This is a genomic window from Xanthocytophaga agilis (assembly GCF_030068605.1).
Taxonomy (GTDB): domain Bacteria; phylum Bacteroidota; class Bacteroidia; order Cytophagales; family 172606-1; genus Xanthocytophaga; species Xanthocytophaga agilis.
This window is the reverse complement of sequence record NZ_JASJOU010000023.1, coordinates 61,943-84,215: the sequence shown is the minus strand read 5'-3', so window position 1 is coordinate 84,215 and position 22,273 is coordinate 61,943. Positions and strand designations below refer to the sequence as shown.

Sequence of the window (22,273 nt, the reverse complement as noted above, 5' to 3'; positions counted from 1 at the left end):
GAAACAAAAAGGCTTATGGAATGTCAGTTTCCCCAAGCCTTTTTGTTTTTGACTTATTATTAGTTTTTCAGCAGGCGTACATCATACACTCCACCTGCTACAGAACCAATCGCAGCGACAAACTTTACGACAATCTTATCGTCTTTGCTTTTTTGTATAACCTGAGCAGGAATAGGATATTCAGTTGTAAAAAACTGATCTCCACGGCTGCCATCCAATGTGACGCTGGTAACTTTCACATCATTCAGAAATATATCAAACGTGCGATCTTTATCCAGGCCATAGTATGTAACCTGTAGAAGGGTAGCCTTCTTCTCTTTGTTGTTTAGTACATAACTAAACCAGCCACGGGCATCGCGCCAGTGACGATTTTTATGTATGCCTGTCTGGGTATTTTCTCCGATAAAGAAATGATCTGATTCGGGTTGCTGTTCTCCTGGGAAAACTTTGTCTATTGTGCGTTTTTCGTCTTTTAGGTTGATGTATTCTTTTTTCGCCAGCATTTCCTGTGTTTGAGCAATTTGCGCCTGGGTAGTCTGAGGCCAGTAAACAACATAACGGGCATCATGTAAACGGAAGAATGGGATAAGCTCTACCTGTTGGTACTTTTTGGGATAGATCACATCTGAAGCTGTAAATGTCAGTGATTTGCCTGTTACAGGTGTGAGGCTGGCAAGTAAATTCTTTTCCTCTCCAACCAATAAGGGTGATTCTGATAGTGGATATAGTTTACCTTTGGCGACATGGCCCATCCGGCTGTCATCAGCAAATAATCCTGTCAGGTCAGTTGTATCTGTTTTAGCTGCCAGCAGAATCGGACCATGAAACACGGCGTAATAATTCGTATGGTCGGCAATCTGTTCCAGACGGTTTGCCATGGGGATATGCAGTTCTATTTTATCTCCTGTTTTCCATTTTCGGTTTAGAGAGATATATGTTCCAGGAGTAGTTGTTATCTTTTCTGCTTTGCCATTAATGCTGACTGTTAAGGTTCCTGCTGATACCCAGGATGGATAGCGTACTTTTAATTCGAATGTAGTTGGTTTCTTTGCCTCAATCAGAAGAGTAACATCTTCATTATCTGGAAAGCGGGTTTGTTGAGTGAGGGTGAGATTTTTTTCTTTCCAGGATACCGACGAAGGTATAAACAAATTGACAAATAGTTCATTGGCAGAATGGGCATAAATCATCTCCCCATACTTGGCATGGTTTTCCAGACCTGATCCTACACAGCACCAGAAGCTGGATTGTGGCTGAGAGTATACTCGATAATGTCTGGGACGCATTGGGGTAAAATACACAAAGCCACCCCGATCCGGATGTTGGGAAGATAAGATATGGTTATACAATCCCTTCTCATAATAATCTATATACTTCACCTCTGCAGAAGTCTGGTATAGACTTTCTGTAAGTTTCAGCATATTATACGTATTACAGGTTTCCGGCCCTTCTACATCTGTGATCATCGACGTAAAGTCAGAGGCGGGATGAAAATGCTCCCGTACACTATTGCCTCCAATCGCTACTGATCGGTGATTGACAACCGTTTCCCAGAAGAAACGAGCAGCTTCTTCATAGCTCTTATCTCCATCCAGTTCAGCGATACGTTTAAATCCAATTACTTTGGGAATCTGTGTATTGGCATGTAGTCCATTGAGTTTATCCTGATCTGTAGTTAAAGGTGTCAGAATGATCTGGTGTGAAAACTTCCGGGCTAGTTCCAGGTATTTTTTATCACCAGTAATGGATGCTACATCGGCAAAGATCTCATTCATTCCTCCATGTTCAGCTGTAAGCATTTTCTGAATCTGTGCTTCATCCAGATTGGCTACCAGCTTCACTGCCCAGTCTGATAACTTAATCAGCATTTCCTTTGCATCCTGATTGTTCGCATACCAGTATGCATCCCGTAAACCAGCATACAGCTTATGAATATTATACCACGGTACCCATTTATTATTCAAGGAGAAATTACTTACCTCTATTTTGCCCTGTGCTACCTGCTTCCACATTTCCAGTCCACCAGGAGTGCCACCTATGTACCCATTGCCATTTTTATCCTGACAACGTTTTAGTTCGCTGATCATATAATTCAGGCGTTCCTGTACTTTCGTATTGCCTGTAGAAGCATACATCAGTGCCAGAGCCGTAAGATAATGCCCTCCTACATGACCATCCAGACCTGTATTTTCCCAGTTGGTATAACTGCTTGCTTTGGGTGTAAATCCAGCTTCCCGTAAGAATGGAGCAAGTAGTCTGTCCGGATCAAGAGATAGTATATAGTTTAGGTCGGTCTGTTCTGCATTAAGGAAGGGGCTATCAAGCAATTTTACATCCTGTAATGGAAACCGGGCAGCTTTACTGGGCTCAACCGGTTTGATCTGAGATAGAGCAGATCCTAGTGAAATCAGAAAGCAGGCAGATGAGAAAATGATTTTTTTCATGTGACTAATGTGATTTTATAAAGAAAAGCAAAAACCCTTCCTATTTTACCAGAAAGGGTTTACTATTTAATAGCCAGAATTCTGACTTAAATTTCCATTTTTAGCTATTTCGGGCCGTGGTATAGGTAGTAGTGTCCTGTAATCGCCATTGGGACTATGTGACAACCAGGATTTATTCGTAAACACTCCAAAACGGATCAGGTCCTGACGACGACGGCCTTCCTGTGCAAATTCCCAGCCCAGCTCATCCAAGAATCGACCATATTGAATATCTGCACCGCCTTCATCAGTGCTGGTCAGGTGATTGCGTAAGCCATAGTCATAGCTACTGCCTTTCATCAGATCTGCACCTGTTACAGTGGCTTTCGCAGGATTAGAAGTAAAATTACGTGCTCTTACCTGAGTAACCAGTGTCGCTGCATCATCCGCTTTTCCAGTGCGTAATAAAGATTCTGCTTTCATCATCAACACATCGGCATAACGTAGCAATGGCCAATCGTTACTAAGATTAACAGTAGAGTTATCGGCAATCTCAAATTTACCTAAGCGAAATCCATGCACTTCTTCCGATTGGTCTACTCCCGGAAGTTCATTAATGAAACTCAGAGGTTGGCCTGCATAGGCTCCCAGTGTAGACTTTAGGGCTACTCCACTGGACGAGTATTGTTGTCCCTGAATCCAGTTGTTTTTCAGGCGACTATCGTCTGGATCGAAGGTGTCGATAAATTGAGGGATAGCACAGATACCTCCCCAGGGTGTAAATTGAAGATTATAAGTAGCCTGATTAGAAGGTTGTAACGTTTCCATGTGTATGGAAAAAGAATTCCAGGCAGTTACATATTTTTCATCAAATGGGAGAGCGAAAATGATCTCTTTAGAGGTTTCATTTTCTGTTTGGAAGACATCTTTCTGGTTGGCCTCTAAGGCAAAGCCTGCACCAGAATTGATGACAGCGTCACACTGCTCAATGCATTTATCCCAGGCTGCTGTGCCACTATATACTTCTGCATTCAGGTATACCTTTGCCAGCAGGGCATGGGCTGCCCATTTATTAAACCGTCCATACGTAGATTGATTATTGTCTTCACTTAGCAGAGGCAGGTTGTCTGTAATTTCCTTTACAATAAATTCATAGACCTCTTTGCGGGTATTTTGTTCTGGTAGCTGTCCTTCAGGAAGATCAAATTTCGTAATGATAGGTACATTGCCATATAGGTCACAAAGCACATAATAATAGGAAGCCCGAAGTACCTTCAATTCTGCTAGTGTAGCTTCTTTCGCATCTGTGATAGGTATACCTCCTGATTCAATCTGGTAAATGATACGGTTACAGTTGGTAATACCCGCAAAAGACCGCCCCCAGGTCTGGATAGTAATGTCGTCATCAGGTGTCCATTTGTGTTCATGTATCCGGCGATAGATACCTCCATCTACCCATCCATTGGGACGGGATGGGATCACCAGTTGATCGGCAGATACTTCCTGTATCCGAAACAAACCATTCCATTGCTGTAGTACATCCCGCCAGTTTGTATAGGCCGCACCTACCAATGCCGCTATATCACTGGTGGTAGGATTAAACTGACCAGCAATAATCTGATTGTAACTTACATCATACAATCTGGTACAGGCAGAAATGCCCAGAATGCCAACAATAAAATATTTATGTAGAGTCGAAAATTTCATATGTGTAAGAGAATAAAGATAAAAGAAATAGACTTAGAAGTTTAGATTAACCCCAACGGTAAATGTGCGGGTAGTTGGATATTTATCCCGTTCATCGTTGCCAGGGTTTAATCCGAGGCGGTTTACTTCAGGGTCTATTCCCTTATAACCTGTAATGATGAATGTGTTTAATGTAGACACATACACACGTGCAGAGTGAATGTATTTGTTGTTCAGGTTACGAATATTGTAGCCCAGAATGATGTTGTCTATCTTCCAGAAATCGCCGTTTTCAACATAATGACTATTGAACTCTAGCGGCATACTCGTACTTAAAACGGCCTTGCCATACACTTTGTCGTAGGCTGACTTCAGACGATTGTATTGTTGTAAACCTGTATTTTCATAATACATGCGTTGGAAGTTCAGAATCTGGTATTTGAAGGCTCCCCGCATGGTAACGCTCAGATCGAAATTTTTGTACCGGAAGTTGTTATTCCATCCTGCATAAAATTTAGGAAGTCCATTGCCCAATACTTTCTTATCTTCAAAGGCATGCTGAAAATCATCATAAGCCACAGGTTTGCCATCACGGCCTTCATATATCCATTTTCCGTCTTCTGAAATGTCTACTACTTTAAATCCATAGAAGTCACCAATGTTTTTGCCTACAGTGACAATGTTGGTAAAGGTTTGAATAGGTTCACCCGTAGATCCTGTAGTGAAGTAATTGTTGGTGGTTTTATAGATATCGTTGGAAAGACTCACCAGCTTGTTGGTATTGGTAGAGAAATTAAAGCTGGTTGTCCATTGGAAATCCTGTGTCTGAACCGGGGTGATGTTAAGCATTACTTCCAGACCTTTGTTTTCCATAATTCCTACGTTTGCACGGGTAGAAGGGTATAAGTTTGGAGGACTTGGTACCTGGAAGTCATACAATAGTCCATTGATGCGGCGGATATAATAGTCTACACTACCACTTATCTTGCCTTTCAATAAGGAGTAATCTATACCAATGTTGCTCTCATGTTTTTCTTCCCAGCGTAAGTTAGGATTGGGGTTCTGAGAAGGTCCAAGCGTTTGAATCCATTTGCCATCTGAATATACATAGTTTCCATAGCTGAGAATTGCTACACCCAAAAACAAATCACTGGGTTGTGTACCTGTAACCCCATATCCTGCACGAAGTTTTAACTCATCTATCACATTTTGATTGCGCATAAATGGTTCACTGCTAATACGCCAGCCTGCGGATACTGCCGGGAAGTTACCCCAAGGTTGTTTGGTCCCGTATAACTGACTGGCAGCCTCATGACGTAAGCTAACCATCAACAGATACTTCTCATTGTAGTTGTAGGTTAACCTACCAAAGAAGCCAATCAGATTGGTAAGTGTTTTAGTACTAAACTCGGGTGCCAGACCTGTTTTTAATGCATTCCCAATACCAATATTATTATAGCTGAAGCGATCCGTTGGAAAGTCCCAGTTCTGCATCCAGAAGTTGGTATACATATTATCCTGATAGCTATAACCACCTAAAATTGTAAACTTATGATTATTAATCTCCTTGGAGTATTGAGCAGTTAGCTCCATCAGCTTGCTTACATTGCTACTGGCTCCTACAGATGCATAACCATTCTTGCCATCCCGCAGAGTGGAAATATGGTTTTTGGTTTCTGCATATCCTCTGTTTTCATTGAACTTAGTATACGAAACCAGCGCTGATAACTTCAGATCTTTTATAGGGTTAAATGTAAGAGAGGCATTCAGCCTTGTATTCTGAGAAGAGTTTTCCCCATCGCTTTCATAAATCCGTCCCAGTGGATTTTCATAATTAAACAAGCTGGGCTGCTCAAACCAGTGCCCTGTTGAATCTTTAACCGGAGCCGTTGGGTTTTGGATTAAGGTTTGGCGATAAGTATATCCACTAAAACTAAATCCATCACCTGTTGTCGTATATTTATTGTTTGCATTCAGAATACCCATATTCAGCTTCACCTTGTCATTGAACATAGAGTGATTGATATCTATTCTGCCAGTGAACGTTTCATTATTTGATTTTTTGAATATCCCCTGAAGTGAACGATAGTTAACATTTGCCAGATAATTAGTTGTATTATTACCTCCTCTAAAAGTAATATTATGAACGTGAGAGATAGGAGTTTGCGTACTCTCTTTCAGCCAATCTGTAGAGCTGCCCAGATCCCAGGATGCATCCCGTTGACCAGACGTAATCTGACTGCGATAATCTGCGGCTGTCAACATATTCAACTTTCTGGCAATAGTTTGTGTACTTACATAGCCACTGTATTCTACACTATTGGTAAAGTTAGCTCCTGCTCTGCGGGTGGTCACCAGAATAACCCCATTGGTTCCACGTGTTCCATAAATAGCTGCGGCCGAACCATCCTTTAATACATCAATACTTTCAATATCTTCAGGAGACACTGTTTTCAAATCGCCTGGTATACCATCAATAATTACCAGCGGATTAGAGTTTGCACCTAATAAGGTTGTATTTCCACGAAGTAAAATCTGTGAGCCACTGGTAGGATCACCACTGGGTGCTGTAATACTAAGTCCTGCTACTTTACCTTGTAGCAACTGACCTGCATCCAGTACAGGGCCTTTGACAAAGTTTTCAGCTTTCACTGTTTGCACAGCACTGGTTACTTCTACCCGGCGCTGCGTGCCATATCCGACAACTACTACTTCTGATAGTGCTTTGATGTCTGGAACCAGTTTGATATCTACGACATTGCGGTTGTTAATGGCAATTTCTTCAGTGGTATACCCTATAAATGAAAATACCAGAGTACCATTTTCACTAGGTATTGCCAGCGAGTATTTTCCATCTTTATCGGTAGAGGTACCAGTAGTTGTACCTTTCAAACTCACGCTCACCCCAGGGAGTCCATTGCCGTTTTCGTCTGTGACAGTGCCTGTAATAGTGATTGCATAGGCATTTACACTAGTCGAGGTATTGGCATCCATCTTTCCATTTGAAGAATCATCAGCTATCCTTTTACTTAAAACCACCTGGCTGCCTACTACTTCATAATTTATATTTAAAGGCTGGAGAATGGTTTGTAAAATATCTTCGACCGCCTTATTATCAGCATGAACACTGACTTTACGCTCAGGTAAGATGGCCTGTGGTATATAAGAAAATTTGATATTCGTCATTTTCTCAATCTGACTCAGTACAACATGTAGTTGTTGATTATCAAACTGTAGAGTCACTTTTTTACTGAGATCAGCCTGTGCATATGAATAGGAATGGTTAGCAAGAGCAATACCCCCGAATAGAAGAACTATACTTATCTGGAGGGCTGAGATCTTCATGATTTTCCAAACAATTTTAGGAAGTTGTCGTTTTGTTTGCATATTTTTACTTTGCTTTTGTGTGTCAACAAAAGGCAATACAATCCCTGTCACATGCTACATGTGGTACTCTCACTTGCCTTTATAGATGAGAGAAGGGACAATTCAGAGTCAGTGATGCTGGCACATCGCTGACTCTTACCTTTCCGCAAGAATGTTATTTGTTAAGTCTTGGTCTATTCATGTATATTGGATTTTTGGTGGTTATCGAATATGTGAGAGATGGTTTTTATAGACTTTTTAGTTACATCCTTTTGATGTAATCACAATCATTGTATCTGTTACCTGAAAGCTTCCTGACATAGTTTTACAAATAATAGTTAACTTATCCTGTAGTGTCGAGTTGTCTGATAGGTCAGCTGTGAAAGTACAGCCTGCCAATACATGCCGATCATAGGATATATCTACTCCATATACTTCTTCCAATGCAGCAAATACTTCAGTAAGTGGCTTGTTCTGAAAGACTAACTGTTGAGTTGCATTTTTTGTATCTAATACCTGAGGATTATCTACCAGACTTTTAGTAAGTTCTTTGCTTTCAAGATGATAGACCGCCTGTTGATTGGGTGTTAATATTAATGCATTGGTTTGTGCATTTTCAGCATCTGGTTTCTTTTGTTGATCAACAGTTTTATATACTGAAACTTTTCCCGTTTTTACACTTACCTGGATGCTTGAAGACTTTTCATATGCTTTAATCGTAAAACTTGTACCCAATACTTTGGTAATGATATCACCCGTATATACCAGAAATGGTTTTTCCGGATTGCGTGCTACCTGAAAGAAGGCCTCCCCGGTTAAAAAGACTTCTCTTTGTTCTGATTCAAAGTTTGTAGGATACTTTAGTGTACTTCCTGGTTGTAGTAAAACAGTACTACTATCTTCCAATGCAAGAGATATAACCTGGGCTGTATTGTTTGTTTTTTCAATCAAACGCATACTTTCTATCTGGCTAATGACAGATGTGTTTTCTGTGTCAGATGATTTATAATACCAAAGTGTTAAACCTGCTATCAATAGGATAGAAGCGGCTACCCACCATCGGAAATAAGAGGGTGTTTGGGTTGGTACAGTTTGTATGTTTTGTACATCCAGATTTGTTAGCAGTTTATTCCAGTTTGTTTTAGTCCATTCCTTTTCTTCTGCTTCAGTCGGCAATGGGTCAGCAATGTCTTTCCCCAACATATGAAACCATTGTGCAAAAACAATCTTTTCTTCCTGACTAAGTTCCCCCTTCTTATATTTGTCTAATAGCTCAATAAGTTTTTCTTGATTCATACAAACACAGGCAATGATTCGGAAAGATGTTTTTTGTCTAATTTTATAATGGATTTATTCAAAATATTATCCTTTTTATAACTAGAGACGCCTATGGATAAAGTATCCCTAGTGACAATGCAAAAAAATATTGATTAGTGATTACTACTACTAGCTGGCAGATAAAATCCCATGATAAATAGCTACAAACGAAGCTATTGGGATAAGAGAAAATACCAGAATGTATTGGTTATTGTAGTTTAGCCTAGCCTATTTTAGGAATAAGAGGAGAGAGACTGAAAAAATACTTTTCAGAAAGTAAACCAGAAGATAATAAGTGTTACAAAGTCACGAAGATGAACCCGAAGATATTTTAGTGCCTTCCCCATATGATATTCCACTGTTTTATGAGAAATGTTAAGATGCTCTGCTATCTGGTTGGCTGATTGGCTTTCATAGCGGCTTAATAAAAATACTTCTCTGGATTTTTCAGGCATACTGGAAATCGCTCTCTGTAAGGTTTCTTCCAGTTCGTTAACACATACTATATCTTCCGTATTGGTTTCTCTCAGGTAATGATCCCATTGTATTTGTGAGGCATATTTTTCTCGCACTAAGCAGGCTCGGATATGGGTAGTTACAGCATTGAGAATAGCAATTGCCAGATAACTCTCAATAGAGCCAGTAATATGTAACTCATGGCGTTTTAGCCAAAGTTTGGTAAACAGATCCTGTACCAGTTCTTCTGCTATTTCTTTAGAATACAGTTTCTTATAAGCAATCCGATATACCTTAGAGCTATATCGGTGATAGATCTCTTCAAATGCCGTTGTGTCATTTTGACACAATTTTTCCAAAAGGTATGCATCACTAAAGTTTCTCATTGGCAGCTCATAAAGTGATTTTTAACAAAGGTAAAGATATCTGTTTAGTAAATATAAAAAAATACATGTTTTTTTGAACTATACTTGGTTTAGTGGCTCTGTTGTAAGCAGTCGATTAAGCTATGATGAGATATGGGTTACCATTCTTGGTAAAGTTCTATCAGAAAGAAGTGACTGGAGAGATAGGTGGTTTTATAATTTTTGTCAATTTTTCTTAAAGACAGTTTTCTCTATTTGGTGGAAATTGATAGTAAGGTATTTTCACTAAAATAAGATAAGTAGGTGATGGTGTTTATTCAATCTTAACTATATTACAGCTAATACTTGTAATAGATATTTAAAAAGGTCGCCTGCTATGAGATTTATAAAGATTACTATTTTTGCTTGTGTTCTTATACTAATAAGTATAAGCATTAGCTCTTTTCAGACTATTCAACGAGCAGCACTTGATAATGGCCAGACTCTGTATTTTAGCCATTGTGGGAGTTGTCATATGCTTCCTAAGCCTTCCAGTTTGACCAAGCAAATATGGGAGTCCCGGGTTTTACCTGTGATGGCAAGTCGTATGGGTATTATCTATCCGGGTTTTGATCCACTCAGAGGACTAACACCCGAAGAAAAAGAGATAGCGGCCTCAAATAACATTATTCCTAAACAACCTGTTTTAACGCAGGAAGAGTGGAATCAATTGTCTCAATATATCATTCGCAATGCTCCAGATGAAGTTCCTGTAGATAAGAACCGGCTTACCCGTAATACACCATTGGAGCAATTTGTAAGAAAAGATATTTCCCTTCAGAATAACTTTCCCTCTCTGATAACTGGTTTGAAATATAATAACGAGACTCACTCCATATGGATAGGAGATAACTACCAGAAGGTTTATAACTGGCAATGGAATCAAGGTGTTACCTATAGTATGACTACCCAAAGCCCAGTGGTAGATTTTACCTTTTACCAGAATGTTACCTATCTGACAGAAATAGGGAATTTATTTCCTACCGAACTGAATACTGGTTCAATTAATCTGCTTGCCAGAGACAAAGACAGTATATGGCTGCGATCTCTTCACAGGCCTGTTCATACACAGATTGAAGATCTGAATAATGATGGTATTCCGGAAATTGTGGTCTGTAAATTTGGTAATAAGATAGGCTCTCTGTCTGTCTATACCCGACATACTTCTGAGGAAGTTTATACTGAGCAAGTACTATTGAATATCCCTGGAGCCATAAAGTGTTTTGTACAGGATATGGATGGTGATGGCGAAAAAGATATCATTGCTATGTTTGCTCAAGGGGATGAGTCTGTGTACATTTTCCAGCAGAAAGAGGATTTGCAGTTTAAAGCTAAACGAGTACTGCGTTTTCCTCCACATTTTGGCACAACAGATATGGTGCTGATAGATTTTAATAAGGATGGACTTACTGATATTATCACCGCTCATGGAGACAATGCAGATCACTCACCTATTCTGAAAGCATTTCATGGCATTCGTATACATTTAAACAGAGGCAATGGAAAGTTTGATGAGAAATACTTTTATCCCGTATATGGAGCAACAAGAGTCATTGCGGATGATTTTGATAAAGATGATGATATTGATATTGCTTTAACGGCCTTCTTTCCTGATTATGGTGAGTTACTGAATGAATCATTTGTGTATCTGGAAAATACGAGCAGAGGAGACCATATACAATTTACCTCCTTCACCCATCAAAGTGATCTGCCTGTTAAATCTCTTACCCTCGAAAAAGGGGATATTGATCAGGATGGAGATATGGATATATTATTGGGTTTATTTGCACAGACACCGGGTGGTGTACCAGATTATCTGGATCAGCAATGGAAGTCGTCTAAAACGGGTTTGATCCTGTTTATGAATCAACATGATCAACTACATAAATGACAGGATTGAGAAATGGTTTTTAGTGTAGAAGAGTAAGAAGAAATCCTGTTGATTTTACTTGCCTGATTACTGAGTAGGAACAATCCAGTCTGTTTTACTAAAAGTATGTTTTTTATCCGTACATCCATAATTGCTTTTTCGCCATTATTCAGCTTAGTATATTGGGTTACTTTTTGTTATAAGTAACCTGCCTCAAGTGTATGCATGATGGTAAATATATCCTGTTCTTTATTGGAGCTCTGGGAGCTTTTAATGGTATTCTGCTGGCCATTTATTTTATGTTTCTGGCTAAACGAAGAAATCTTTCCAGCTTTTTCCTGGGATGTTTGATGGCTGCACTGAGTCTGCGTATTGGTAAGGCCGTATTAATATATTTTGATTCTAATCTACCTGAAATCTATCGACAGATTGGAATTTCAGCTTGTCTGTTGATTGGGCCAGCGTTATTTTTCTTTCTTAAATCGTCTATTGATCAGTTAACACAAGTCCCCCGTAGCTGGAAATACCAGATAGGAGCCTTGCTGGCAGCGATTGTTTTTATGGGAGTAATGTACCGTTATGCTACCTATCCCGAACTTTGGAGGAAATATAGTATTCAGGTTGTGTATGCTGTATGGACGTTGTATATCATTGCAGCTGGAGTAGTTATAAGAGGTCTTTTTGCCCGTATCCGTAGTACAAGTGATGCACTTAAACCTGCTGAAAACTGGTTGCTGGCTATCTATTCAGTAAACGTGGCTATATTTCTATCGTTTATGATGGCCTATTTAATCCGAGATATTTGTGAAACCTACTATGGTGGAGCTATTATATTCTCATTGGTGTTATATGCAATGATTTTTATACATCTGTATCACAGCCGGACTGCAGAACAATTTTATGTGGTTCCGGCAAAAAATCCGGTCAGGAAGGTAGATGAGGCTACAGTTATGAATTTAGTAACAACATTGGAGCAGCAAATGGTTAAAGGGGGATTATTCAAAAATCCCAACCTCACACTAAGTGAACTGGCTAAATCGATAAACATACCTGCTCATCAGTTGTCACAATTACTGAACGACAATCTGGGAAAGAACTTTACATCCTATGTGAATGAGTATCGGATTGAAGAAGCCTGTCGGATGATAGCCCAGGGGCATCCGTTTTCTTTAGAAGCTATAGGCTATGAAGTAGGCTTTAATTCCAAATCCACTTTCTATACTGCATTTAAGAAGATCAAAGCTACCACACCACTTATGTATAAAGAGGATCTAGCGAAACGATCGGATGCCTCTTTAGTACGTTAATATGCCTGAAACAGTACAAATTTATAAATCCGTACGCCCGGAATCCAAGATCAGGACATAGAGAGTAGGCATTCACTACATATTTGGGCATTCAATTTCGAATGTAACAAATGTGACTTATGCTTAAATTTCTTTCTCTAACTGCTGTGCTGTTACTGAGCACTGTTTTACTTCATGCCCAGGTTATTGTTCGTGGACAGGTCACGGACAGCAATCATATTCCTGTCTATCTTGCTACAGTGAGACTATCTACAGAGGCAGATTCGTTGTTGCTGACAGGTGTACAAACAGATTCTGCAGGTAAGTTTGTGTTTAGAGGGCTACAGACTGGCCATTATAGATTTCAGGTGTCTTTGCTGGGTCATCAGGCTTATGTAGGTCAATTTACTATTTATCCTGAACAGGCAACCATACAGCTTGAAACTATCGTTATGGCAGAAGATGCCAAACAGTTAGCGGAGGTAATTGTAAAAGGTGAGAGAAATGCTATCCGCTATGAACCCATGAAAACCGTAATTCAGGTAGCTGGCAATAGCCTGTTTAAATCCTCCTCCAATATTCTGGATATTTTGCGTAAAGCTCCCGGACTCACTGTTGACCCGGATGGTTCTATTCTGGTATCAGGGAGAAATACTCCCGCTATTTTTATCAACGGCAAACCTGTACCTATGAGTGCGGAGGAATCCCTGGCTTACCTGAAAGCCTTGTCTCCTGATATGATTGAGTCCATAGACCTTATTGCCAATCCGTCTGCCCAATACGATGGTCAATACAAAGCCATTATTGATATCAAGTTAAGACAAAATCAGTCGTTGGGTTGGAAAGGCCTCTTCAACTCCGCATTTCGTCAGAATATGTACTCGTCCTCAGACAATACACTGAATGTTGCTTACCGTTCCAAACGGGCTACCTATATACTCAGAACAGGCTATGTAGGAGGCGACGACTACTATCTGTATACTGCCTTGCAACATCTGGCTAATACAAATATCATGACAACCCATACCCACACACGTACTACCAATAATAACCTGAACCTTCAGGCAACTGTTGATTATACGATAAATCCTCAGCATACCATTGAGGTCTCTCTTAAAACATATAGAGCCAATCGAAATGCGACTACTGTTAACCAGCTTTCGTTTCGGGAACCTATACAGTATGAACTCCTGGATGTTCGTCAAACCACCAATAAATATGCTCCGATACAAATCAATGATGCCTTGAACGTGGCTTATACTCTGACCTTTTCAAAAAACAGTCGGCTGAATTTATTTGGCTCACTGACAAATATCCAGAATCGACAGAATGAAGACATTCAGATTTGGAATCAATTTTTGAATGAACGGACAAATTACTGGAAAACAACCCTGAGAAATACTATAGCGATTCGAAATATACAGGCCGATTATTCCCGAAATACACAATCAGGTAACTGGCAGACAGGAGCTAAGTTGGCTATAGTGCGTACAAACAATGATCTGCGTTATGATACATTAAATACGGAGCAACAATTTGTGCCTGATGCCGGGCGGACCAATCGGTTTACGTATGACGAATACATTCATGCCGGGTATGTTTCCTATGGGTATAAACGTAATAAACTTGATATGAGAGTAAGTCTCCGTACAGAATACACACGTACTATCGCGAACTCTGTCTTACAAAATACTGTACGAAAACGAGAGTATATTACCTGGCTACCCGGAATAAATGCCAGCTATCAACTAGGACAAGATCACCGCATTAGCCTAAATGCAAATCGACGCATTACACGTCCGGATTTTAGTCAGTTAAATCCTTTTCGTTTCTATTATAGCCCTCTCAATTATTGGGTAGGCAACCCATACCTGCGTCCTTCAGTTACAACATCGGCAAATCTGTCGTATGCCTATCATGCTTTTACAGTTGGTATAACAGCAGGGAGAGAAAAAGACTATATGGTTCGCTATCCGGAATACAACCGGACCACCAATGAGTTGCTGTATCTGGGTACTAACCTGCCTTATGCAGATTTTGCCAATCTGGAAACCAGCTATGGCTCTAACCTTACTCAGTGGTGGAAAATGACACATAACCTGGGTATTTATTATTTAAAACAACAGATGCCTTATCTGGGAAAGGTTTATGCGATAGGAGTCACGGATTTTAGTATCAATGGAAGTCATGTTTTTACTTTACCTAAGGGAGTTACGGCAGATCTTACCTATCGGTATCAGTCAAAGGGAGGTAGTAGCCTGTATGTACGCAAAGCCTTCGGCTCAGCAGATATTGGATTACAGAAAAGCTGGCTAAAGGATAAGCTAAATACCCGACTAACCTTCTATGATATTTTCTATACACATGCATACAAACTGGTATTTCGGGAAAAAGAAATCATAGATAACCAATTGGCACATCGTTATGCTACCCGTCGGCTGGTATTTACACTTGTATATAATTTCGGAACAGGCAACTATACCAGTAAGGACAACAGAACGACAGATGAAGAAAAAAGAGCAAAGTAAAATGCTTGCATTGAAAAGAAAATGTACTCAGTTAGTTGGTTTATTATCAGTATGTTAGAGGTGGTAAATGAAAGAAATACAGGGGAAATACATAAAAACTGTATGACTTTTCTGCTACAGATTATTTTCTGTATGTCCTTATGATACTATATCTGCTTATTTATCAGTTATTTACCTGCTTTTCAAGGTGGGCTTTCAAAATTCTGGCAGGAAAGCATTCATGTATGATAATCAGTAAATTATGACTTTACAAAGGGGATGTAAATGTAGTACCTTTGTAGTGTAAGTCAAGCAGACATATCCTCAGACGCAACGTCTGGTTTAGATATAAAAATAAAATTTAGGTTGTAAGTGGTTTGTTACTGAAATTCCCCGAAGGTTTCCATCGGGGAATTTTTGTTTTCCTGCCTTTATCAATAAGTTATCCTAGAGATAACAGCTTAGTGTACAGAATGATTAATCTTTTCCTGTTCCAGGTCAATCCAGGCTTCTTCTTTTCGGATTACCTCGTCATCAAACTCATTTCTGTGGCGTAACTGATACAACTCCTTTCGTTTAGCGGCTACTATATCCGCAAAGACTTCATTATATTCCGCCATTTTCTCTTCATCAAGTACTACTGCTTCCAAATGGTTAGTTTGCAGGTACAGATCATCCTCCATCCGGTTTTTTAGGTTGGCAATCAGTTCATTGGTAATGACTTTGTCTGAATGATTTTCTTCCAATTGTATAAGGGCTACCTGAAGCAGTTTTTTTCGGATGGCTGCAATCTGTTCATGTTCAGAAGCCAGATGATCAGGATCCGCGTAATTGACCTTTCGGATAATATAGGGTAAAGTTAACCCCTGGAATACCAGTGTAACCAGAATAACTATGAACGTGATAAACAGAATCAGATTTCGGTGTGGAAATGCTGCTCCTGTATCCAGTGTAAGCGGAATGGATAAGGCGGACGCAAGAGAAACCACCCCTCGCATACCTGCCCAACCTACAATGATAGGTCCACGCCAGCCTGGTCTTCGTTCGGCTACCGGAATCACTCCTCCTACTATCCGTGTAAAAATAGAGGTGAACATCACCACTACCATCCGTGTAACAATAACCAGCAATGTGATAACAATCGCATACCATATCACCTCTCCTTTGGAATAGCCATCCAGCCCATTGACAATGACAGGCAGTTCCAAACCTATAAGGATAAAAACTAATCCATTCATCGCAAATACTACAGTAGCCCACATGCCAGCTCCCTGAATACGGACTGTATGATTAAAAATCTGATGTCTGTGATAGGACAGGAATAACCCTCCACTTACCACTGCCATTACACCCGACACATGAAGTTCCTCTGCTGCCAGATACATGACATAAGGAGCCATAAAGGTCATTAGAATATTGATACGTGTAGTAGCCGGGAGCCATCGATGAACCACATAAAACACACCTGCAACGCCTAATCCAACGCCAATGCCAAAAATTGTAACTGAAAAAAAGCCTGTTGCTGCATCTTTCCAGACAAACGAGCCAGATACTATAGCTGCCAGGGCAAACCGAAATACAACCAAGCTGGCTGCATCATTGACCAGACTTTCTCCTTCCAGAATGTTAATAACCCTCTTGGGAACTTTAATCTCTTTCAGGACAGAAGAAGCTGCAACAGCATCCGGTGGCGAAATGATGCCTCCCAATAGAAATCCCAGCGCCATTGTAAAACCCGGAATCAGAGCCTGTGAAACATAGGCAACCGCAAAGGCAGTAAATACAACGAGGCCAAAAGCCAGTACAACAATGATACGTCTCCATCGCCAGAACTCTTTCCAGGAAGTATACCAGGCCGCTTCATACAATAAGGGTGGCAGAAAGATCAGAAAGATTAGATCTGGATCAATCGATATACGTGGTACTCCCGGAATCCAGCTTACGACAAGACCACTCAATACCAGAAAGATCGGAACAGGAATGCGGAGGCGCTGCCCAAGCATTACAAATAACGAAACTGCCAGTAATAAAGAAATACATAATAGTAAGGTTTGATGCATAGAGGTTGGGTTGAGATTTGTAATGCCAAGATAATAATTTATCAAAAATGTGCGATCAAACGGGAGGTTCCGTGTTTGGAAAGAAAAGAAAACATGAGTCATCCCAAAAATTTTATCCATTATCCTTTCTACAGATGCATTCATCCCATTTTTCTAAAGTTTCATCCCATTTTTGCCACAGATCCCTTCTCAGCATATAGTTTTGATGAAAAATCAATGGTACTATGCACACGCTCAACAAGGTCAGGTTCTACGAAGCCCTCTTTATTTTTATTGCCACTATCATTTATCTGGTACGTCGTTATTTTGAGGAATACCAGAATCTGTTTAAGTTTCTGTCTGAGCCTGAGTTACAGGGTGGAGTTGCCTATCAGATAGCAGAAATTGAAGGGTATAACTTTGGGGTAAATACGTGTCTGCCTGTTGCTGGATGCACTATCTTTTTTGTTGCAGCCTGGTATGTGTTTCATTACCATACTTTTCCCAAAATCAAAGAGGCACAACAGGACGACAAAACCTTCATTTTTTTGGTCATGACATTGGTATTAGCAGGAGCAGGGGTTTTTGTTTATCTGTACTTTCGGCAATTTCCGCAATACTATCGCGATGAAAACGGGAATGTTATTGGGGCAGGGGCTTACTCTCTGTATCGTCAGCGTAATGTCATATCCTCTACGGTGGTAATGCTCACCATCATTGGATATTATGAATGTGTAGCTCAACTCTATTATTATATTCATACCAAACTCAACGAAGATCAGAAGGGGAATCAGGTATACATTGGGTATTTTCTACTGATATGCCTGGCTTCACTAATACTAGGCTTTGCTTTAATAGGCGAGGTGCCGGAATTTCTGTTTGATATGCCTATGGAAAACCTGGCTGATGGCACATTCCGGTATTTCTTTTATATGCTGGTGCTGGGGTTATTGGTTTTTATTCTGCAAAAGTTCTGCTATGACCGATTGCTCCCTGCCATTCAACATTCGGCCTGGAATCTGGTTATTCAGTATCTGGTTATTTACTTTATTATATGTATAGCTGGTACAGCCATGACCTGGATTGCGGCCAATGATTTTGATCTGGAAATAAGCCGCAACAAGAGAATTGTAGCTATTCTGACTATATTGCTGATTGTTCCTTTGGTAATTATGTATCTGCGGCAGGTCTTTACCAAAGAAAAGATCCAGTTGCAGACACAGATTTCGCATAAATCAGCTGAACTAATTGCACTTCGTTTGCAGATCAACCCTCACTTTTTGTTCAACGCTCTCAACACACTATATGCTGCTGCCTTGCGAGAAAATGCCGAAAAAACATCAGATGGCATTCAGAAGTTAGGCGATATGATGCGGTTTATGCTCCATGAAAATAATCAGGAGCGAATACCCTTAACCAAGGAAACGGAATATTTGTATAACTACATTGCTATACAGCGTATGCGTCTGGATGAATCCCACCCTATCGAAATACGGGTAAACATTCAACAGCCAGACAAAGAAATATACATTGCTCCCATGTTGTTGAACCCCTTTGTCGAGAATGCCTTCAAACATGGTATCAGCTTCCGGCAACCTTCCTGGATATATATCACGCTTACGCTGGATGCTACACACCTATATTTTAAAGTACACAATTCGATGCATGCCAAGCTGGAAAATGATCCGGAAGAGAATAAATCTGGAGTTGGTCTGGAAAATGTACGCAAGCGGCTGGATTTGCTTTATCCGGATCGATATACACTCAATATAGAACAGTCAGGACAGGATTATTTTGCTTCTCTGGTTTTGCGTTATTGGTAATTCAGTGATACCATACTATCAGAACACTTACACCTATTTAGTAACTACAACTATGAAAACATACTTAACGCTATTCTTCCTTGAGATATGCCTCCTTCTTATAGGATGTATGTCAACAGTCAGAGCCCAGCCTACCAGGCGCTACACGGCTGAGATCGAAAAACGGATCAAGCAGGTAGAGCAGAATTTGTGCACCTGGATGCAGATTGACGGAAGACCTAACTGGACACTGGCTGAACGGATGCGTTTTTACAATGTAAAGGGGGTAAGTATTGCTGTGATCCATAACTACCAGATCGAATGGGCAAAGGGATACGGCTGGGCAGATACCACAGATAAAAGACCTGTTTCAGAAAATACACTGTTTCAGGCAGCCTCAATCAGCAAGTCGCTGAATGCCATAGGATGCCTGAAGCTGGTACAGAATCAGCAGGTAGCACTGGACAAAGATATTAATCAGTACCTGAAACGCTGGAAGTTTCCGTATGACTCCCTGGCACATAGAAAAGTAATTACTCTTGGCAATCTGCTAAGTCATACTGCCGGGCTCTCAGTACATGGATTTGCTGGCTATACAGACAAGGAGCCTCGTCCTTCTTTGCTACAGGTACTGGATGGCTTGCCACCTGCCAACTCTCCGGCAGTACGGTTAATGGCAGAGCCCGGCACCACAATGGAGTACTCAGGAGGAGGCACTACCCTTACACAACTTCTGGTAGAAGATGTGACCCAAAAGACGTATGCTCAGTACATGCAGACAGAGGTTCTGAACCCCTTAGGGATGGTACACAGTACCTTTGCTCAGCCCCCTGCTGTAAAATTACAACATGAGCTGGCTACAGGCTATCGGTATGATGGTAAGCCAATAGGAAGTTTGTTCCATATCTATCCTGAACAAGCTGCAGCAGGCTTATGGACTACCCCAACGGATATTGCTACATTTGTGCTGGAGATGCAGTTATCCTTGCAAGGCAAATCCAGTAAGGTATTATCGCCCAAAATGACACGTCGTATGCTTACACCTTATTTGCCTCGTTACGATGTGGCTTTGGGTACATTCATTTTTATGAGGGAAGGAAAGGAGGCTGCCTATTTTCAGCATACTGGTTTGAATGAAGGCTTTTCGTCTGTATATTATGGTTCTGTAGAGGGAGGGAATGGAGTCGTAATTATGTGTAATTCCGATAACTTCGGACTAATCCGGGAATTGGTAAACAGTGTAGCTTCTATATATACCTGGAAAGATTTTTACAATCCGGTAGTGAAAAAAGAGATAAAAGTGGCTTCTGCTACTACAGATGCTTATATTGGAAGCTATACCTGGAGTGAAGCACCTGATCAGACTATTACAGTATATAAACAGGGTGAAAAGCTTCTATACCACAATAGTACTTCCCGCAATACCTGGGAGATGCATTTTACAGATGATACTACATTCTTTTTGTATGAGCTTCCTCAAAACGAGTATACATTTTCGAGAGATGCGAATGGCAGCATTGATGGTATACAGGGACAAAGAGAAGATCAGGAATGGAAACTATCCAAGATAAAATAATTGATGAAACTTACCGCTATTGCTATTGACGACGAACCCAGTGCATTGGAAGTTGTATCCAGACATGCCTCAAAGGTGCCTTTCCTGGAACTTGTTGCTACGTTTACAGATGCCTTTGATGCTATTCCTTTTCTTCGGCAAAACCGTATAGATCTGTTGTTTGTAGACATTAAAATGCCTGATATCTCAGGAATTGAGTTTGTGCAGACGTTGTCAAGAGTGCCGATGGTTGTATTTACTACCGCTTATTCCGAATATGCCGTCCAGGGTTTTGAACTGGATGCTATTGATTACCTGCTGAAACCTTTTTCATTGGTACGATTTACCAAGTCGTGTACAAAAGCCCTGGAAATAAAGACACTTCGGGAAGGCGATTCAGAGAAGTTTATTTTTGTCAAAACAGGGTATGAAGAAGAAAAAGTGTTGCTGGATGATATATTCTACATTGAGTCAGATGGAAACTATCTGATCTTTACGCTGAAAGGCCGAAAGCTGTTAAGCCGGCAAACTATGACAGATATTCTTCAGATGCTGCCGGAAGGGGCATTTATTCGGGTACACCGATCCTATATTATTGCTATTTCTAAAATTGAAAAAATTTCTCGTCATCAGCTTTGGATAGCTGACCATGAAATCCCCATTGGCGCTTCCTATGAAGAAAGCCTGATAACGATTCGGGAACGCATCAATGCCCGATAGGGCTTCCGATAAGTTACACAGGATACACATGGTTACAGCCAAAGTTACATGTTAATGCATTGAAAATCAGACAGGTAACACTGGTTTCGGAGTTTTGCTATTTTTTGCCAAAGTTCCTGGGAACAATAGAGCAACAGCTATACTCCCTTTTATATATAGTATTATATTATAATAAATATGCGTATATGAGAGACAAGTGTAACCAGTGTTACTAGTCTATCTTACAATTACTTAGATGTGCAACTAACGGTGTAAATCTGTGTAACCAAGTGTAACAGGACTTATTATCAGGTATTTACTGTTTTAAATATACCAATAAGATATATAGCCAATCAAGGCCTATGTTAAAGGCTTATTTTACATACATAGTAATACCTCTCAAAATGCCATCAACATCACTTTCAATTGATTAGTGGGAGTAGAGAAGGGCCTATAGTACTTCTAATGTGCTTGAACAGAAGCGGATTATCTCAGATAATGCAGAGAATGATTTAATTAATTCGACAATGTAGGGTGATTGGCAGATTACACGCGTTCCCACAGGCCGTGCTTGGGTTAACAAAACATTATTGAAAATGTAGAGTTTATGGGTATGCCTTGTTTCCCAAAAATTCTGTCAGGAATCAATCTCAGATTATGCTTTCCAAATCCAAACACAGCCTGCCACGACTCGGCGTGGTCGCCCTACATTGGCTCAACGTAATTCAGCATTCGCTCCGGATTTGACTTGAATTATGCGTATGAAATTTTTTGCGGTGAGTTCAGGTCAAAGTGAATGCTTGCGGTTTATTCTGTTCAAAAGAATTTCGTGCGGTTAATTCAACGCATTAACAATTTTGCGG

At 40.3% G+C, this 22,273-nt stretch carries 12 protein-coding genes; 6 read left to right on the top strand and 6 right to left on the bottom strand.

Annotation, left to right across the window (positions count from 1 at the left end):
- Positions 1-59: 59 nt before the first annotated feature.
- The 5 genes from QNI22_RS37815 to QNI22_RS37795 form a co-directional block, all read right to left on the bottom strand.
- Positions 60-2,444 (bottom strand): beta-L-arabinofuranosidase domain-containing protein, encoded by a 2,385-nt coding sequence (locus QNI22_RS37815; protein ID WP_314519500.1) that lies wholly within the window; start codon positions 2,442-2,444, stop codon positions 60-62.
- Between the two features lie 66 nt (positions 2,445-2,510).
- The gene (locus QNI22_RS37810; RefSeq protein WP_314519499.1) at positions 2,511-4,130 is read right to left on the bottom strand and encodes a RagB/SusD family nutrient uptake outer membrane protein; all 1,620 of its coding nucleotides are present in this window, start codon (positions 4,128-4,130) and stop codon (positions 2,511-2,513) included.
- A gap of 33 nt (positions 4,131-4,163) precedes the next feature.
- Positions 4,164-7,496, bottom strand: coding sequence for a TonB-dependent receptor (locus tag QNI22_RS37805; protein ID WP_314519497.1), 3,333 nt, complete (start codon positions 7,494-7,496; stop codon positions 4,164-4,166).
- 237 nt (positions 7,497-7,733) lie between these two features.
- Positions 7,734-8,771, bottom strand: a complete 1,038-nt coding sequence (locus tag QNI22_RS37800; protein WP_314519496.1) for a FecR family protein — start codon at positions 8,769-8,771, stop codon at positions 7,734-7,736.
- Between the two features lie 290 nt (positions 8,772-9,061).
- Positions 9,062-9,634: an RNA polymerase sigma-70 factor gene (locus QNI22_RS37795; protein WP_314519494.1), complete on the bottom strand. Its 573-nt coding sequence runs from the start codon at positions 9,632-9,634 to the stop codon at positions 9,062-9,064.
- 355 nt (positions 9,635-9,989) lie between these two features.
- Here QNI22_RS37795 and QNI22_RS37790 point away from each other — a divergent pair, with 355 nt between their 5' ends.
- From QNI22_RS37790 to QNI22_RS37780, 3 genes are all read left to right on the top strand, one after another.
- Positions 9,990-11,543 (top strand): FG-GAP repeat domain-containing protein, encoded by a 1,554-nt coding sequence (locus QNI22_RS37790; RefSeq protein WP_314519493.1) that lies wholly within the window; start codon positions 9,990-9,992, stop codon positions 11,541-11,543.
- A gap of 200 nt (positions 11,544-11,743) precedes the next feature.
- Entirely contained in the window at positions 11,744-12,829 is a 1,086-nt protein-coding gene (locus QNI22_RS37785) for a helix-turn-helix domain-containing protein (RefSeq protein WP_314519492.1), read from the top strand.
- Between the two features lie 119 nt (positions 12,830-12,948).
- Positions 12,949-15,336: an outer membrane beta-barrel protein gene (locus tag QNI22_RS37780; RefSeq protein WP_314519490.1), complete on the top strand. Its 2,388-nt coding sequence runs from the start codon at positions 12,949-12,951 to the stop codon at positions 15,334-15,336.
- 440 nt (positions 15,337-15,776) lie between these two features.
- Here the strand turns inward: QNI22_RS37780 and QNI22_RS37775 are convergent, their stop codons facing one another.
- Positions 15,777-17,375, bottom strand: coding sequence for a Na+/H+ antiporter (locus QNI22_RS37775; RefSeq protein ID WP_314519489.1), 1,599 nt, complete (start codon positions 17,373-17,375; stop codon positions 15,777-15,779).
- A 224-nt stretch (positions 17,376-17,599) separates the two neighbouring features.
- On the opposite strand from QNI22_RS37775, the gene QNI22_RS37770 reads away from it, so the two are divergent.
- Genes QNI22_RS37770 through QNI22_RS37760 form a run of 3 tightly spaced genes read left to right on the top strand, consistent with a single transcriptional unit; the run spans position 17,600 to position 21,431 of the window.
- Positions 17,600-19,177 (top strand): sensor histidine kinase, encoded by a 1,578-nt coding sequence (locus QNI22_RS37770; protein WP_314519487.1) that lies wholly within the window; start codon positions 17,600-17,602, stop codon positions 19,175-19,177.
- A gap of 52 nt (positions 19,178-19,229) precedes the next feature.
- The gene (locus tag QNI22_RS37765; RefSeq protein ID WP_314519486.1) at positions 19,230-20,732 is read left to right on the top strand and encodes a serine hydrolase domain-containing protein; all 1,503 of its coding nucleotides are present in this window, start codon (positions 19,230-19,232) and stop codon (positions 20,730-20,732) included.
- Between the two features lie 3 nt (positions 20,733-20,735).
- Entirely contained in the window at positions 20,736-21,431 is a 696-nt protein-coding gene (locus QNI22_RS37760) for a LytR/AlgR family response regulator transcription factor (protein ID WP_314519484.1), read from the top strand.
- Positions 21,432-22,273: the final 842 nt, after the last annotated feature.